The sequence below is a fragment of the Enterocloster clostridioformis genome, from assembly GCF_020297485.1.
In the GTDB taxonomy this organism is placed as follows: domain Bacteria; phylum Bacillota; class Clostridia; order Lachnospirales; family Lachnospiraceae; genus Enterocloster; species Enterocloster clostridioformis.
Genome location: NZ_JAIWZC010000001.1, coordinates 2,424,617 through 2,442,166, shown reverse-complemented (window position 1 = coordinate 2,442,166; position 17,550 = coordinate 2,424,617). Strand labels below are relative to the sequence as shown.

At 47.4% G+C, this 17,550-nt stretch carries 8 protein-coding genes; 6 read left to right on the top strand and 2 right to left on the bottom strand.

Going from position 1 to position 17,550, the window contains the following annotated elements; all coding sequences use genetic code 11:
• The first annotated feature begins 7 nt into the window (after nt 1-7).
• Nucleotides 8-997, top strand: a complete 990-nt coding sequence (locus tag LA360_RS12365; RefSeq protein WP_057571744.1) for a tRNA-dihydrouridine synthase family protein — start codon at nt 8-10, stop codon at nt 995-997.
• A 96-nt stretch (nt 998-1,093) separates the two neighbouring features.
• Here the strand turns inward: LA360_RS12365 and LA360_RS12360 are convergent, their stop codons facing one another.
• Nucleotides 1,094-1,603, bottom strand: a complete 510-nt coding sequence (locus LA360_RS12360) for a superoxide dismutase family protein (protein WP_022200984.1) — start codon at nt 1,601-1,603, stop codon at nt 1,094-1,096.
• Between the two features lie 277 nt (nt 1,604-1,880).
• Between LA360_RS12360 and LA360_RS12355 the strand changes: the two genes are divergently transcribed.
• From LA360_RS12355 to LA360_RS12340, 4 genes are all read left to right on the top strand, one after another.
• Nucleotides 1,881-2,951 carry a hypothetical protein gene (locus tag LA360_RS12355; RefSeq protein WP_112482023.1) on the top strand — a complete coding sequence of 357 codons (1,071 nt, stop codon included), beginning with the start codon at nt 1,881-1,883 and terminating at the stop codon, nt 2,949-2,951.
• 59 nt (nt 2,952-3,010) lie between these two features.
• The gene (gene greA, locus LA360_RS12350) at nt 3,011-3,514 is read left to right on the top strand and encodes a transcription elongation factor GreA (protein WP_022200982.1); all 504 of its coding nucleotides are present in this window, start codon (nt 3,011-3,013) and stop codon (nt 3,512-3,514) included.
• A gap of 134 nt (nt 3,515-3,648) precedes the next feature.
• Nucleotides 3,649-4,974 (top strand): MATE family efflux transporter, encoded by a 1,326-nt coding sequence (locus tag LA360_RS12345; protein ID WP_022200981.1) that lies wholly within the window; start codon nt 3,649-3,651, stop codon nt 4,972-4,974.
• Between the two features lie 71 nt (nt 4,975-5,045).
• Nucleotides 5,046-6,260, top strand: coding sequence for an AfsR/SARP family transcriptional regulator (locus LA360_RS12340; protein ID WP_112482021.1), 1,215 nt, complete (start codon nt 5,046-5,048; stop codon nt 6,258-6,260).
• 153 nt (nt 6,261-6,413) lie between these two features.
• Here LA360_RS12340 and LA360_RS12335 read toward each other — a convergent pair whose 3' ends face one another.
• On the bottom strand, nt 6,414-7,559 hold the full coding sequence (locus tag LA360_RS12335) for an AAA family ATPase (RefSeq protein ID WP_022200979.1): 1,146 nt from the start codon (nt 7,557-7,559) through the stop codon (nt 6,414-6,416).
• 611 nt (nt 7,560-8,170) lie between these two features.
• Here LA360_RS12335 and LA360_RS12330 point away from each other — a divergent pair.
• Entirely contained in the window at nt 8,171-17,380 is a 9,210-nt protein-coding gene (locus tag LA360_RS12330) for a doubled motif LPXTG anchor domain-containing protein (protein WP_146774944.1), read from the top strand.
• Nucleotides 17,381-17,550: the final 170 nt, after the last annotated feature.

Genomic DNA, 17,550 nt, shown 5'->3' with positions numbered 1-17,550 from the left:
ATCTGATATGAAAATGAAATATTACATGGCGCCCATGGAGGGCCTCACCGGCTATATATACCGCAACGCGTACCACGCCTGCTATCATCCCATGGACAAGTACTTCACTCCCTTCCTGTCCCCAAAGGCCAACAGCAGTCTAAGCTTCCGGGAGTTAAACGACATTCTGCCAGAACACAACCAGGGCATGTACGTAGTCCCTCAGATACTCACAAACCAGGCAGAGGATTTTATACGAACGGCAAAGGAATTACAGGAATACGGATATTCTGAGATAAACCTGAATCTGGGCTGCCCATCCGGTACCGTGGTGTCCAAGTATAAAGGAGCCGGTTTCCTGGGGCTGCCGGACAGCCTGGACCGGTTTCTGGACGAGGTATGCGGGAAGATGGAAGGGATGGGTATGGAACTGTCTGTTAAAACGAGGCTGGGGTTGGTATCGCCGGATGAATTCACGGGCCTTTTAGAAATCTACAACCGCTATCCGCTGAAGGAATTAATTCTCCATCCCAGAGTCCGCACGGATTACTATAAAAACACCCCGAACATGCCGGCATTTGGCAGCGGGTTTGACGGCAGCCGGGCTCCGGTGTGTTATAATGGGGATATATTTACTGTATCTGGCTACGAGACATTATGCGGAGATTATCCGGAATTGGATAGAGTCATGCTGGGTCGTGGAATCATATCCAATCCCGGACTGCTGGACAGAATTGCGGCAGGGGCAGATTCCGGTGGGGCGGGAACCGGCAAAGAAACCTTAAGGCAATTCCACCAGATGATATACGAAGGCTACCGGACAATCATGTCCGGGGACAGAAATGTCCTGTTTAAGATGAAGGAGCTGTGGACCTGTATGATTCAGATTTTTTCCGACAATGGGAAATACATTAAGAGAATAAAGAAATCACAGAGATTGGAAGAATACGAGGCAGCGGCGGCAGCTGTGTTCCGGGATCTGGATATTATGGAAGGTGCCGGATTCCGCACGTATTAATGGCGGTATCCGGTACTTTCTGTCTGTAATTTGTTCTGCTGCATTTCCTGGGTATTTTTGTGAAAACTGTAGGGATGATATTTTCCTGCCATTGTGCTATACTTTTAGATAATCCGCTTTTTCAATGACACCGCATCCGATTTTTGTTCCGGAGTTTCCGGCGGGTTGGGATGTAAAGTCGTCGGCATGGCTGTGAATGACTACAGATCTGCCGATAATGTCGTCTGTGGAGAAGCGCTTGTCATAGAAGGAAAGCCAGGCATAACCTTCGTTTCCAAGAAGGGGAAGCAGGTCGCCTGCATGGTCCGGATGAGGCTTGCCGGATGGATTGTAGTGGTCCCCTGTTTTGGCGAAGTCATCAGAACAGTCACCGTTCTGGTGGATGTGCATAGCATAAAAGTCTGTGGAGCCGGGTGCCTGTTTGTTTGGCAGATTGAAGATTTCGGCTTCCACCAGTACGCCACCGTAAGGAGTCTGGTAGAATTTTACCAGGCCGCTTAGGTTGGGCGCGGCACTTCCGCCTCTGACCCAGGCAATGGCGGCAGGGGCCCGAAAGCGCAGCAAATCGGCAAAGATGTCAGCAGGAGTGACGGATTGGTTGGTCATATGGTGTCTCCTGTAAAAATGATTTTTATATAGCATATGCGCATAAAAAAATAAGTTTACCTGAATCGGTAAACTTATCTTTCATTTGGAGGGGACCGGCAGAAGGGGAGCTGCCGGTCATAGGTATGAAAAAGTGTTTTCCTGTATAGTAAAAGGTCTATCGCCTTACAAGTATTACTATACAGGGAAAATATGGCCAAAGTTTGAGCACACGCTAAAGAATCAATAAAGAAACTAAAGGGAAAATAAACAATTTATAAAAGCAGGAGACAGGATTATGGTAGGACGATTCGGCGGGGGAGAGACAGACATGAAGCAATCGGATATGAAGCAATCGGATATGAAGCAATCCGATATGAAACAATCAAACATAGGCCGGTCCGTGGTAAGGTTGCTGGCAGCGGCATCTGCGGCAGCCCTTTTATTATCCGCTACTGTCTATGCGGGAGCCTGGTCCCAGGTGGGAGCGGACGGGGCGTGGACGGTTGGAGGATGGGAAGCGTCCTATGATGCCAACTACCCCCTGAAGGATTATATGGACCAGGCCGGGCTTCAGTATGTGGATGTAATCATGGGATGGAATGCAAAAGGTGAACCGGTGATGGAAAGACGCCTGCGTCAGGATTATAATTATGGGCTGTATAATTATTTTGGGCTTTCCGACGACCTGTGCAAGGCATTGTACGGAGAAAGCGATCAGATAGGAACCGGGGAAATGGCTGTGGATGGCGACAGCCTTCTGGTGCTTGGCCAGGTGGCTCTGTATCAGGACAATGTGGGAAGCGATACCTACAAGCAGCAGCGCAATGCCCTGGCCCTGGTGGTCCGGGATTATCTGAACAGTTACCGTTGGAGGGACGCCAGCGAACTGGAACGGGCAAAGCATGCGGCTCTTTTCATTGCTTCCAGCTGTACTTATGATAAGGGATTGTATTCCAGGTTCGTTAACGGAGAGGATACCTCTGGGGATCCCTCATTTACTGCCTATGGCTGCCTGGTAAATCATAAAGCGGTCTGCGAGGGCATTTCCGTGGCATATCAGATGTTAACCAGGGCCATGGGCCTTAATTGCTTCTGTGCACCGGATGACAATGATAAGGACCATATGTTTGTTTACGTGGAAGCGGGAGGCAGCTGGTATAAGGTGGATCTGTCCGTGACCGGTCTGATGCCTCAGACCCTGGCGGACCGGTGTTTTAAGACCACGGCAAATCAGGACGTAGAGCGTATTTTTGCCGCTTACTATAATAAGGCCAATCCATATATTGCCCATGTGGATTATGGAAATCTGGCTCCCGGAAAAGTGTATGACTTAAGTGCCGGCGGACAGCTTCGGATATATCCGTAGAACGGCTGTATGAAGGCACAGACGGGAATTCGGGAAAAGAAAGGACAGGGAACAATATAATGTATGATAATCTGACAGCCAGTGATATAAAGAAAATGCAGGAAGAAATAGAATACCGTAAATTAGTGGTCCGCAAGGAAGCTCTGGAGGCGGTGAAGGAAGCCAGGGCCCATGGGGATTTAAGTGAGAATTTTGAATATAAGGCAGCCAAGCAGGATAAGAACAGGAATGAGAGCAGGATTCGTTATCTGGAGAAAATGATAAAAACCGCCAGAATTATATCTGATAACTCCAGGGAGGGGGAAGTTGGCCTGGGAGATACGGTAGAGGTCTATATTCCCGATGATGATGAGACGGAACGGTATAAACTTGTAACCACTGTCAGAGGTAATTCACTTCAGGGATTAATCAGTATTGACTCGCCTCTGGGAAAGGCCATAAGGGGCCGCAAGGCAGGGGATAAGGTCTATGTAAAGGTGGATGACCGTTTTGGATATGATGTGGAGATTCGATCCATTGATAAGACCACGGAAGAGGATGAAGATAAGCTGCGCAGTTATTAACAGAATACCATTCACATTCCATTCTACATGGAATCAGGCCCGGCAGAAGGTTGAAAGGATTCAGAAGGTCCTGCCGGGCCTTTTCCTTGGATAAAGGTATTTATATATAAAATGAGGGACAGAAGGAGAACCATATGGCGGCAGTTAACATGACGGAAGGCGGAATCACAAAACATCTGGTGGATTATTCCATTCCCCTGATTCTGGGCAATATGTTCCAGCTCACCTACAATGCGGTGGACTCCATCATAGCCGGCAGATTCATTGGAAAGGAGGCGCTGGCAGCGGAAGGTACGGCAAGTCCGGTGATGAATATTGTCATACTCGGAATATCGGGCATCTGTATGGGGGCGTCCGTACTGATGAGCGAGTTTTATGGAGCCGGCCAGAAAGAAAAGCTGAAACGGGAAATGTCCACCACAGTCATATTTGGCTGCTATTTTTCAGTGTTAATAGCCATACTTGGAGGATTTTTCTCAAAACCTCTTCTCGGAGTGCTGGGAGTGCCGGATGAGATACTGGGCAAGGCGGCTTCTTACCTGTCCATCATTTTTCTGGGCGCGCCGTTCACTTATTTTTATAATGCAGTATCGGCTGCCCTTAAGAGTGTGGGGGATTCTAAAACGCCGCTCAAGTTTTTAGCTTTTTCTTCCATATTAAATGCGGTTTTGGATTTGATTTTTATTGGGGGGATGGGATTCGGCATTGTATGTTCTGCTGTTACCACGGTGGTGGCGGAGGCGGCTTCGGCCTTTCTATGCATAACGTATGTATACAGAAAAATTCCCATGCTGCAGTTAAGGCATGGAGAGTTTAACATGGACAGACAGCTTCTCAGGCAGACACTGCGTTACGGCAGCATTACGGCATTGCAGCAGTCCTGCCAGCCCATCGGAAAGCTGTTGATTCAGGGCGCTGTCAATCCGTTGGGCGTGGATATGATTGCGGCGTTCAACGCGGTTAACCGAATTGATGATTTTGCGTTTACGCCTGAGCAGAGCATTTCACATGGAATTACCACATTTGTGGCGCAGAACAGAGGGGCGGGCAGGAAGGAGCGCATCCGAAAGGGATTTAGGAGAGGGCTCATGCTGGAAGCATGTTACTGGGTGTTCATCTGCATAACCATTACATTGTTCAGAAGGCCGCTTATGGGGCTGTTTGTAACGGCGGGAAATGAGGGGATTGTGGCATTGGGCAGCAGTTATCTGGGAATGATGGCGTTATTTTATGTGTTTCCGGCATTTACCAATGGAATCCAGGGATTTTTCAGGGGAATGGGAAAGATGAGCGTTACTTTGTTGGGAACCTTTGTCCAAACCAGCCTCAGGGTAGTGTTTGTGTACCTGTTAACGCCCGGAATCGGACTTCCGGGGGTTGCATATGCCTGCGCCATAGGCTGGAGTGTCATGCTTTTGGTTGAGGTTCCTTACTATTTTTGGTCTATGAAAGATAAATAATGGAAAAACATAGGAATCTGTAGTAAAATGTGTTATATATAAAATAACGCTTTACCACAAGGGGGATACAAATGAAGGGGGAAGGCACATGTTATCCGGCCAGAGAAGGGGAAGGTCTGACCGTATTTATGATGGGAAGTATCATGCTGGAATATAACAGGAAGCCGCTGCAGATTCCCGGAGGACCTTCGGGAAAGGTACTGCAGCTGGTACTTATATTGCTGTATTCAGGAGAGGAGGGCGTACACAGGGAGGAGCTTCTGGATATGCTCTACGGAAATGGTGAATGCTCCAATCCTTCGGGAAGTTTACGGGCCGCGGTATTCCGGCTCCGCAAGCTTTTGGAGGGCAGTGAACTGCCGCCCCGCGAGTATATCCGCACAGACGGAGGAATCTACAGGTGGGACAGCGGGGAGCTGCCGGTGTATATTGATGCCAGGGATTTCGAGAATACGGCAAAGGAGGCCCTGCGCACCCATGATGAGGCACTCTTAAAGCGGGCCTGTGGTCTGTATCAGGGAGAGTTTCTGGCCCAGCTTGCCGGCGAGAAATGGGTATCAGTGGTGGGAGTGCGCTATCAGGAGCTGTACTTTAGCTGCCTGCGGGCTGCCAGCAGTCTCATGAAGAAAAACCGGGAATATAACGGCCTTCTGGAGATATGTAATTATGCCTGCGAGCTGTATCCGTATGAGGAATGCCAGATTATGAAAATTGACTGCCTCATTGCCATGAAGCGCTTCAAGGAAGCCATGCAGGTGTATGACGCCGCAGTTTCCCAGTATTTTGAGGAACAGGGACTTCCTCCTTCCGAGAAGATGCTGGAACGGTTCCGCATTATGAGCGGACAGATTCGTTATACATCGGATACGCTTAAGGATATAAGGGACAGCCTTCACGAGAGGGAACGGATTAACGGCCCTTATTACTGTGCATATCCGGCATTTATCGACTGTTACAGGCTTTTGGCCCGCATGGCTGAGAGAGTGGATTTTTCCAGTGTGCTTCTGTGCTGTACCTTGCTGGATGCCAGGGGAAAACCTCTGGATACAGGAGGGGAGCTTTTAAAGACCGCGTCAGAAAAGCTTCACGATGCCATCGCCAAGTCCCTCAGAAAAGGCGATTTATTTACCTGCTATAATCCAAGCCAATATCTGGTCATGCTAAACGGCACGTCCAATGAGTATTGCCTGCGGATTTATGAGAGGATAGACAGGAACCTGCGTCTCTGGGATGGGGGCAGGAAGGTGAAACTCAATTACCAGGTGATGCCGGAGAGTTTGATATAGGAAGAATAAGGGGAAGCTGACAGAAAGATTAGTAATAGAACAGATTGGTTGGGATTAGATAAGCCGCCGCAGAAGAGTGAATCTGCGGCGGCTTTGTTATTATATAGAAAGAATACGGTATCCGGATTTTGGAATGTAATAATTAAACGCGTTCTAGGCATGTATATTGGGCATGGCACCATAACGGCCTTCCAGATACTGCTTTCCATAGGCCTCATCATTACGCGGGATGAGGCCATTTTCTTTTTTGTAACTGGACAGAGGGTATAATTCCGTATCATGCCCTTCCTGACGGCAGCAAAGCCATATTTCATCCCGGCGCATCTGCGTTGGCTGTAAAATGGCAGTGTTATGGGCGGTGAATAGCAGTTGCGCATTGTGAGGATTTTTCTCGTGATTGGCATAGAGCGCAATCAGATAACGGAGTGCGTGAGGGTGAAGAATACAGTCGAGGTCATCTGCCATCATCAGGCTTCCGTCATCCAGACTGGCCAGGACTGAAGGCAGCAGTGAGAGCAGTTTTTTTGTGCCCATGGATTCATCTTCCCACGGCAGTTCAAAGGTGCAGCCTTCATAAGGACTGTGAACAAGGAATGCAGCAGGGGATTTGTGGTCTGAGTCCGGTATGATACTGTAATCCGTTATATCAAGTCCCAAATCCTTAAGGATACCGCACAGTCTCCGCCGGGTATCCATGTCGGAAGGAAGTTCCCTGGGACTGTTTCCCTGTATTCTGCTGAACCAGGAATAGGCGGCCCTGGCATGTATGGAATCCGTATAGGCATTGAGCCATGACAGCAAAGTTACGGATGGAGGCACGGCCTTAAGGGAGAAGGAGATGAGTTCACGTCCGGGATGGATGACGGATTCTTTCCTATTAAAAAGAATACCCGTATCACTTCCGCCCAGACTGCCGTAGAACAGATTCTCCTCAGCGATGGTTCCCATTGAGAACTGGAGCTGGTAGCGGAACAGGAACCCCTGGCTGCGGAATAACACGTCAAACTGAGTGGGAATATCCTTACAATCTGCCGAAAACAGACAATGCACATCTCTGATTCTGGTTGGTACGGTTACAGATGCTGTGACCAGAGAGGAGAGACAGGATAAAGCATCGAGGACCGTGGACTTACCGCTGCTGTTGGGGCCATAGATTCCGATAAGAGGAAGGATGCGTTCGCCGTCAGCCGGGTCCTTCAACAGGGTATTTTTATGTTCGTTGATGGAGGCAGGTAGGAAATCCAACAAAACTTCCTCTTTGAATGCTTTGAAATTTTTAAAACTGAACTGGATTAGCATAATAGCACCTCAAAACGTGAGAAAAAATCTCAAAAATATGTAGCTTTATGTATCTGTAATCATTTTACCATATTATTGATAATAATACAATTGAAAATGAGGTTTTTTCTCATTCATTCGATAGTTTCTTAAAATTTTATAAATGAAATGTGTGGATACAAATACATGGAAGGGTTATAAAAAACAGGCTAAATTTTAATGATCTAAATAAAAAGTAACGAAAAATCATGGAAAAATAACGCTTTGCATAACGCCCTCTTTGCTATGATTATAGCGAGGGAATCTATAATTACATAATTAATTTAAGAAAAATTTTAAACTTTCTTAAATTGTAACCAGATTGTAACTGTGGTTTGCTATACTAGTTTCAGCCAGTTGGATTTATCTGGAATTATGTAGAAAGAAAAAATTATGAGAGGAGTGTAAGTATGGAAGGACGAAAAAGGTCTGGCATGTTAAAGAAATCAGTCTGTAACATGCGGAAGCGTCTGGTGGCCTTCGCGTTAGCGGCAGCCATGGTTTGTACCAATGTTGGTGCGGACCTGAACGCAGCTTATGGGGCTACATCGTCGTCAGAGTCTGTCACATTCGAAATGACGGGTTCCCAATTGGTGACAGCTATCGAAGAAGCAATCGAAAACGGCAATGTAATATCACCGGGCGATCTCGACTTTACCAATGGAGACATTGCTAAATTCGAGAGTTTGTTTTACGGAGAGGGGAAAGTATTAGAAGTATTCCCGGATCCGGACGGCGGCAGTATGGATGCGGAACTGAGAGTATTCGTTCGACTGCCGGAAGATGCCGATGACATGTATATGGTAACCGGCGATGAGGAGATTATCTTCTTATATGTGAATAATGGGGAAGATACTATCAGCTGCTCCACAAACATCACAAGGATGGAGAATGGCGTAGAAAAGGTTAAAAAGACCAAGAGAATTACTGTAAAGAGCTTTGAAGCGGCATATGGTGATGAGGAGATTAATTACATTTCCAAGCCAGTGGAGGAGACTACAGCCACTGCACCGGAAGATGTCAATGGACCAGGCACTGAGGAAACCATAGCTCCTGATACCACAGTACCAACCGTAGAAGGAACGGTAGATGAAACCACCACAGTTGTTCCGGGTGAGAGTGAGTCTACGGATGCGCCAAGAGAGGAACAGACGACTGCTCCGGAAGAGGGAAGCACGGCTCCGACAGAAGGTGTGACTGAGACATCTACAGAAGCGGCTGCCACAGAGGAAGCGACGACAGAAGAAGCAACGGATGCTCCGGAAACAACTGAGGAAAAAACTCAGGAGGCTGCAGAAGCAGATGCGCCTGAACCGGAAGCAGCCGAGCCAGAAGCGGCAACAGGTGAGCCAGTGGCATCCATCATCCGTCATTATGCGCCGGTAGTAGCTGATAATGAGGAAGGTAATGCTGAGGAAGCTCCAAAAGTTGAAGAAGCTAAGGAACCTGAAGCTGAGCCGGAAGAAAAGACAGAAGCTGTTAAGGAAACAGAGGCTCCGACAGAAAAAGAGACAGAGCCGGTAGCACCAGCAGAGACTGAAAGTACTACGGAAGCACAGGAAGGAAAACAGGAAGAATCCCCAGCGGCTGCATCGGATGAAACTACTGCCGAGGCAGGGGAGAGCACAGACCCGAGTGAAACAACCACAGAGGGAACTACAGCTGCTCCGTCAGAGGGTGACGAGACTACGACTCCTGAGACTACGACAGATGCAGCGGAAACACCCGCTGCAACCGAAGAAGTTCAGGTAGGAACCCCTTCCGATGTTACGAAACCGGAGGTTAAGCCGGAAGAGACAGTTAATAAAGCATCAACAACTGATTTGGTTGGTATGGGGTATTGCAGTACTGCAAAGGTTTATACCACTACGATTAATCAGTTGAAGGCTTTGGATGACTTTGATGGTTACAAAATTACTTACTCCATTAATCCGGGAGCTGGTGCACGTATCGTGGATGGCGCCAGAGGTGTGGAAGAAGGAGAGAGTTTAACCTTTGGAGTTAAGAATCAGATTGGATTTGCGGTTGAGAGTGTTACGGCTAATGGAGAAGTATTGGAAGCTGACTCGATAGCTGATAATGAGGATGGTTCGCAGACTGCGTGGTATACTGTTCCAGAAGTTTATGAGGAGCAGGAGGTTGAAGTCTATACGGTGGAAACTGATATACATCCGGCTTTTGATGCAGAGCTTGTGATGGATGACGGAATGGTAATCCACATAGTGGCGGAAGAAGGGGTGTTGCCAGCAGGAGTAAGAGCTACAGCTGTACGCGTCAATGATAATGTAGAAACAGCTGTTCAGGAGATAATCAGTGCTGATACCAAAAAGAATGTATCTTCAGTCATGGCTTATGATATTAATCTGTGGCTTGGAGACAAACTTCTTGATGCTGAGATGTGGAGTGGAAGTCGGCTTGTAAATGTTACATTCACAGGTAAGCCGATTATAGAACAGAGTGCAGAGGCCGATGTTGTTGAGGTTGTATGTGTTGAAACCGTGCAGGATAGTAATAAGGAAGAGAAAGAAAAGGCAGCCGCCCAGGAAAGTGAAATTGCTCCAGAAGATATAGTAAAGGTTGAGACTGTAAGCGATACAGTGGATGTTCCAGGAGAACAGACAGTTGGCGAGATTTCCTTTGAGGCTGAGCATTTTACTATTTATGCGGTTGTGAGCGGTAATAAACAGTATGATTCGACCACTATTGCCGTTGGTGAAAAATTAACTCTTTATAATGAGAATAATAGAAATACGCTGTTAAATGCTGATTGGAGCGTTACTTCAGGTTCCGATGTTATTAGCTTTATAAGCGGCAGTACTCAGAATAGGAATAGTATTGAGATAGTTGGACTTAAGCCAGGAACAGCCATGGTAAGGGCAGCTAGTAGTTGGGGGCGAGAATATTCCTATACAATAATAGTGACAGATACATCTGGCATTAATGCAGAGTATTGGATTACTAATCGTGAAGTTACAGGTTCGGACGGACAGCAGTCAAAGAATATCAGCAGTACAGACCTGTCACAGTATGGAGACAGCGGTGTGCCGGTAGACGAGATTGCTCCATCTACAGGAACAAGAGAGAATGATGAACTTATTTTTTGGCATGCCAGAGTGCTTCCAGCAAACTATCATCAAACGAATAATGCAGGCATTAACCGTGTAGAAAATGGGCAAAGAATCGAAAGGTTAAGGTTTTTTAACGAAAATATCCAATATTATACATCTTCTGGAAGTTGGAAAGACTTTGCCGCAACTGATCAATTAGTTTTTTATTACCTACAGAGAACAGAATTGGCGAAGCAGGTTGAAATTGCTGTGTCCGATTGGTGGGAGAATAGTAATGACAATACAAGAAAAATTGAATATGAATTAATTGATGAACTAAGCGGAAATAGTATGGGATCATCATTGACGAGTTATCATGATAAACATCCGGGAGTAAGCGGTATATATATTACGCCTAATTTGGATAACGCATATTCCGTTTCTAAGGTAACTGTCGACAATGTTGAAATTAATTGGGAAAATGGGTTTAGCGTTGGATGGACCGAATCAAGTCAGACGGTAACAGTAAGAATTTATATTAAACCGAATGAAGCGAATTTGCAGATACAGTATTTAACTGAAGATGGTCAGCCTTTGACAGGAGAGTTGGAGAGTTCTACGTTAGGCGTACTTACAAGAGAAGGAACTGATTTTAACGGGTATGTACGTAATGGAAATCTGCAAAATACAAAGATAGAGGGGTATTATGGTGAAACATATATCATATATACCGATCTGAAGAGTGTATCAAGTCTTAAAGAATATGCATTAAATTATGAGTATTCGAGCGCGGCAGTTAGTGATAATAATACTGTATTAAAATTGTATTACAGGAGTGTCTCCCATGAATATACGGTGAACTACTACAAGGACAGCATAAGCGACCGTAATTTCCTTGGAGAAGTTGAGGGAACAGGTTCTGTTGGAGATACAATCCCGGCAGATTTAACACTGTTCGCCCCGGAAGGCTATGCAGTACCCGGAACCAGGAGCGGAGCGGAGAAGATCAGTGCTGACGGCGGAGACGTCGTAAACGTGGTATACAGCAAGAAGACGAACCTGAGCTACACGGTGAACTACTACAAGGACAGCATAGAAGAAGGAAACTATCTTGACAAGGTGGAAGGAACAGGAACCTTTGGAGATGCAATCCCAGCCGATTTAACAAAGTTTGCCCCGGCGGGTTACGCAGTACCCGGAGCCAGGAGCGGAGCGGAGAATATCAGCGCGGATGGCGGAGACGTCGTAAACGTGGTATACAGCAAGAAAACGAACCTGAGTTACACGGTGAACTACTACAAGGACAGCATAGAAGAAGGAAACTACCTTGACAAGGTGGAAGGAACAGGAACCTTTGGAGATGCAATCCCAGCCGATTTAACAAAGTTTGCCCCGGCGGGTTACGCAGTACCCGGAACCAGAAGCGGAGCGGAGAATATCAGCGCGGATGGCGGAGACGTCGTAAACGTAGTATATTCCAGAAGGACAGATTTGTCTTATGAAATTCACTATTATAGAGATGTAATAGATGAAGCTCATTATCTTGGCGCAAGTGAGGAAATAACTAATAAGACTTTTGGGGAAGGAGTTACCCTTGGTCCAACCTTGCTTAACAAAGAAAGGCCGGATGGATATAAAGATGGTGTCCAGACGCCAGCAGGGCCATATATAATTAAAGAAAAAGACAATGTAATAGATGTCCTTTATACAAAGAAGACAAACCTGAGTTACACGGTGAACTACTACAAGGACAGCATAGAAGAAGGAAACTACCTTGACAAGGCGGAAGGAACAGGAACCTTTGGAGATGCAATCCCAGCCGATTTAACACTGTTTGCCCCGGCGGGTTACGCAGTACCCGGAGCCAGGAGCGGAGCGGAGAATATCAGCGCGGATGGCGGAGACGTCGTAAACGTGGTATACAGCAAGAAGACGAACCTGAGCTACACGGTGAACTATTACAAGGACAGCATAGAAGAAGGAAACTACCTTGACAAAGTGGAAGGAACAGGAACCTTTGAAGATGCAATCCCAGCCGATTTAACAAAGTTCGCCCCGGCGGGTTACGCAGTACCCGGAGCCAGGAGCGGAGCGGAGAATATCAGCGCGGATGGCGGAGACGTCGTAAACGTGGTATACAGCAAGAAGACGAACCTGAGTTACACGGTGAACTACTACAAGGACAGCATAGAAGAAGGAAACTACCTTGACAAAGTGGAAGGAACAGGAACCTTTGGAGATGCAATCCCAGCCGATTTAACAAAGTTCGCCCCGGCAGGCTACGCAGTACCCGGAGCCAGGAGCGGAGCGGAGAATATCAGCGCGGATGGCGGAGACGTCGTAAACGTGGTATACAGCAAGAAGACGAACCTGAGCTACACGGTGAACTACTACAAGGACAGCATAGAAGAAGGAAACTACCTTGACAAGGCGGAAGGAACAGGAACCTTTGGAGATGCAATCCCAGCCGATTTAACAAAGTTCGCCCCGGCGGGTTACGCAGTACCCGGAGCCAGAAGCGGAGCGGAGAATATCAGTGCGGATGGCGGAGACGTCGTGAACGTGGTATACAGCAAGAAAACGAATCTGAGCTACACGGTGAACTACTACAAGGACAGCATAGAAGAAGGAAACTACCTTGACAAGGCGGAAGGAACAGGAACCTTTGGAGATGCAATCCCAGCCGATTTAACAAAGTTCGCCCCGGCGGGTTACGCAGTACCCGGAGCCAGGAGCGGGGCGGAGAATATCAGCGCGGATGGCGGAGACGTCGTAAACGTGGTATACAGCAAGAAGACGAACCTGAGCTACACGGTGAACTACTACAAGGACAGCATAGAAGAAGGAAACTACCTTGACAAAGTGGAAGGAACAGGAACCTTTGGAGATGCAATCCCAGCCGATTTAGCAAAGTTTGCCCCGGCGGGTTACGCAGTACCCGGAGCCAGGAGCGGAGCGGAGAATATCAGCGCGGATGGCGGGGACGTCGTAAACGTGGTATACAGCAAGAAAACGAACCTGAGCTACACGGTGAACTACTACAAGGACAGCATAGAAGAAGGAAACTACCTTGACAAGGTGGAAGGAACAGGAACCTTTGGAGATGCAATCCCAGCCGATTTAACAAAGTTCGCCCCGGCAGGCTACGCAGTACCCGGAGCCAGGAGCGGAGCGGAGAATATCAGCGCGGATGGCGGAGACGTCGTAAACGTAGTATATTCCAGAAGGACAGATTTGTCTTATGAAATTCACTATTATAGAGATGTAATAGATGAAGCTCATTATCTTGGCGCAAGTGAGGAAATAACTAATAAGACTTTTGGGGAAGGAGTTACCCTTGGTCCAACCTTGCTTAACAAAGAAAGGCCGGATGGATATAAAGATGGTGTCCAGACGCCAGCAGGGCCATATATAATTAAAGAAAAAGACAATGTAATAGATGTCCTTTATACAAAGAAGACAAACCTGAGTTACACGGTGAACTACTACAAGGACAGCATAGAAGAAGGAAACTACCTTGACAAGGCAGAAGGAACAGGAACCTTTGGAGATGCAATCCCAGCCGATTTAACACTGTTTGCCCCGGCGGGTTACGCAGTACCCGGAACCAGGAGCGGAGCGGAGAAGATCAGCGCGGATGGCGGGGACGTCGTAAACGTGGTATACAGCAAGAAAACGAACCTGAGCTACACGGTGAACTACTACAAGGACAGCATAGAAGAAGGAAACTACCTTGACAAGGCGGAAGGAACAGGGACCTTTGGAGATGCAATCCCAGCCGATTTAACAAAGTTCGCCCCGGCGGGTTACGCAGTACCCGGAACCAGGAGCGGAGCGGAGAATATCAGCGCGGATGGCGGGGACGTCGTAAACGTGGTATACAGCAAGAAGACGAACCTGAGCTACACGGTGAACTACTACAAGGACAGCATAGAAGAAGGAAACTACCTTGACAAAGTGGAAGGAACAGGAACCTTTGGAGATGCAATCCCAGCCGATTTAACAAAGTTTGCCCCGGCGGGTTACGCAGTACCCGGAGCCAGGAGCGGAGCGGAGAATATCAGCGCGGATGGCGGAGACGTCGTAAACGTGGTATACAGCAAGAAGACGAACCTGAGCTACACGGTGAACTACTACAAGGACAGCATAGAAGAAGGAAACTACCTTGACAAGGTGGAAGGAACAGGGACCTTTGGAGATGCAATCCCAGCCGATTTAACAAAGTTCGCCCCGGCGGGTTACGCAGTACCCGGAGCCAGGAGCGGAGCGGAGAATATCAGCGCGGATGGCGGAGACGTCGTAAACGTGGTATACAGCAAGAAGACGAACCTGAGCTACACGGTGAACTACTACAAGGACAGCATAGAAGAAGGAAACTACCTTGACAAGGTGGAAGGAACAGGGACCTTTGGAGATGCAATCCCAGCCGATTTAACAAAGTTCGCCCCGGCGGGTTACGCAGTACCCGGAACCAGGAGCGGAGCGGAGAATATCAGCGCGGATGGCGGGGACGTCGTAAACGTGGTATACAGCAAGAAGACGAACCTGAGCTACACGGTGAACTACTACAAGGACAGCATAGAAGAAGGAAACTACCTTGACAAGGTGGAAGGAACAGGAACCTTTGGAGATGCAATCCCAGCCGATTTAACAAAGTTCGCCCCGGCAGGCTACGCAGTACCCGGAGCCAGGAGCGGAGCGGAGAATATCAGCGCGGATGGCGGAGACGTCGTAAACGTGGTATACAGCAAGAAGACGAACCTGAGCTACACGGTGAACTACTACAAGGACAGCATAGAAGAAGGAAACTACCTTGACAAAGTGGAAGGAACAGGGACCTTTGGAGATGCAATCCCGGCAGATTTAACACTGTTCGCCCCGGCAGGCTACGCAGTACCCGGAGCCAGGAGCGGAGCGGAGAATATCAGCGCGGATGGCGGAGACGTCGTAAACGTGGTATACAGCAAGAAAACGAACCTGAGCTACACGGTGAACTACTACAAGGACAGCATAGAAGAAGGAAACTACCTTGACAAGGTGGAAGGAACAGGAACCTTTGGAGGTGCAATCCCAGCCGATTTAACAAAGTTCGCCCCGGCAGGCTACGCAGTACCCGGAGCCAGGAGCGGAGCGGAGAATATCAGCGCGGATGGCGGAGACGTCGTAAACGTGGTATACAGCAAGAAGACGAACCTGAGCTACACGGTGAACTATTACAAGGACAGCATAGAAGAAGGAAACTACCTTGACAAGGTGGAAGGAACAGGAACCTTTGAAGATGCAATCCCAGCCGATTTAACAAAGTTCGCCCCGGCGGGTTACGCAGTACCCGGAGCCAGGAGCGGAGCGGAGAATATCAGCGCGGATGGCGGAGACGTCGTAAACGTGGTATACAGCAAGAAGACGAACCTGAGCTACACGGTGAACTACTACAAGGACAGCATAGAAGAAGGAAACTACCTTGACAAGGTGGAAGGAACAGGAACCTTTGGAGATGCAATCCCAGCCGATTTAACAAAGTTCGCCCCGGCGGGTTACGCAGTACCCGGAGCCAGGAGCGGAGCGGAGAATATCAGCGCGGATGGCGGAGACGTCGTAAACGTGGTATACAGCAAGGATACTTTCAAGTACAGTGTGCATTACTTCTATGATGAAGTAGAGGATGAACAGGCATTGGAGCAAGGTATCGGAGAATTCGAGAGCCAAGTAACGACTTATAAAGTAAAGCCAAGAACAAAGTATGCACTTGATTATGTGGAGAACTTACCACTGACTATTGGAACTGATGTGTCGAAGAACGTCATTAATGTTTATTATGCATTAGATGACAATGAGGACGAAATCCCGGATAAATACCAGATTCTGTTCACCTATGTGAGTGCAGGAAATGGTAGCGTAGACGGAGAGATAAAAGAGGTTCATACATTTAGAGATGATAATGACAATTATATTAAGCCTACACCTACAAGTCCAAAAGCTAATATAACTGTAAATGCAGATGATAAGTATGCATTTGATTATTGGACGGTAGATGGAAGCAGCAAAGATTATCATATCAATATGGACACCTTTAAAACAAATACCTATTTAGAGAATACCACCTTTACAGTATACTTTGATAAGGATGAAATAGGAACTAATCCAGAAAATCCGGATAATCCAGATGGAATCCCAGATAAGTATCAGGTAGTATTTGAATATAGGTCTGAGGACACAAACCGTGGTACTGTTTATGGAACTGTCAAGGAAGTAGTAACCAGGCCACAGAATGAAGATGGAAGCTACAATATGGAAGCACCTGTATATCCATCAGCTAACGTAACAGTATCCGGCATTGGAAGTTATTCTTTCAATAACTGGACAGATGGAAGCAGGAGCTATGCTAACGCAGATGAAATCAAAGCTGCGGAGTTCACACAGAGCACAACCTTTACCGCACAGTTTAATTATAACGGCGGTGGAGGCGGAACCGGCGGCGGTGGAGGCGGAACCAGTGGTGGCACCACAGGCAATAGACGCTACACAAGTACACCTGGTGGCCCAGGCTCCACAACCATCACCCCAGAAGATGTGCCGTTAGCACCTCTTCCAGAATTACCAGTAGATGTAACCTTAATCGATGACGGTGAAGTACCGTTGGCACCACTGCCAAAGACAGGTCAGACATCTAAGAGAACCACATTGACCATGATATTATCAGGAATCTTCGTTGCGGTGACAGCGTTAAGCAGGAAACGTAAAGAAGAGGATTCATAACGGTCCATTACAGTCAATGTAAAAACAAAATAGCAGTATAACAGGAACCCCTGGCCAATATGGTCAGGGGTTCTTTTACAATCAAATTTGCAGTCAAATGAAATAACTCAAACTTCCCATAGCTAAAATGGGATTGTTCCTTGAAAACTCAATACTTTAGAACACAAAAT

Excerpts from the sequence above, each read along its gene's own strand:
- LA360_RS12355 (WP_112482023.1), top strand. The coding sequence starts at position 1,881 with ATGGTAGGACGATTCGGCGGGGGAGAGACAGACATGAAGCAATCGGAT.
- LA360_RS12340 (WP_112482021.1), top strand. The coding sequence starts at position 5,046 with ATGAAGGGGGAAGGCACATGTTATCCGGCCAGAGAAGGGGAAGGTCTG.
- LA360_RS12360 (WP_022200984.1), bottom strand. The coding sequence starts at position 1,603 with ATGACCAACCAATCCGTCACTCCTGCTGACATCTTTGCCGATTTGCTG.
- LA360_RS12335 (WP_022200979.1), bottom strand. The coding sequence starts at position 7,559 with ATGCTAATCCAGTTCAGTTTTAAAAATTTCAAAGCATTCAAAGAGGAA.
- LA360_RS12365 (WP_057571744.1), top strand. The coding sequence starts at position 8 with ATGAAAATGAAATATTACATGGCGCCCATGGAGGGCCTCACCGGCTAT.
- LA360_RS12345 (WP_022200981.1), top strand. The coding sequence starts at position 3,649 with ATGGCGGCAGTTAACATGACGGAAGGCGGAATCACAAAACATCTGGTG.
- greA (WP_022200982.1), top strand. The coding sequence starts at position 3,011 with ATGTATGATAATCTGACAGCCAGTGATATAAAGAAAATGCAGGAAGAA.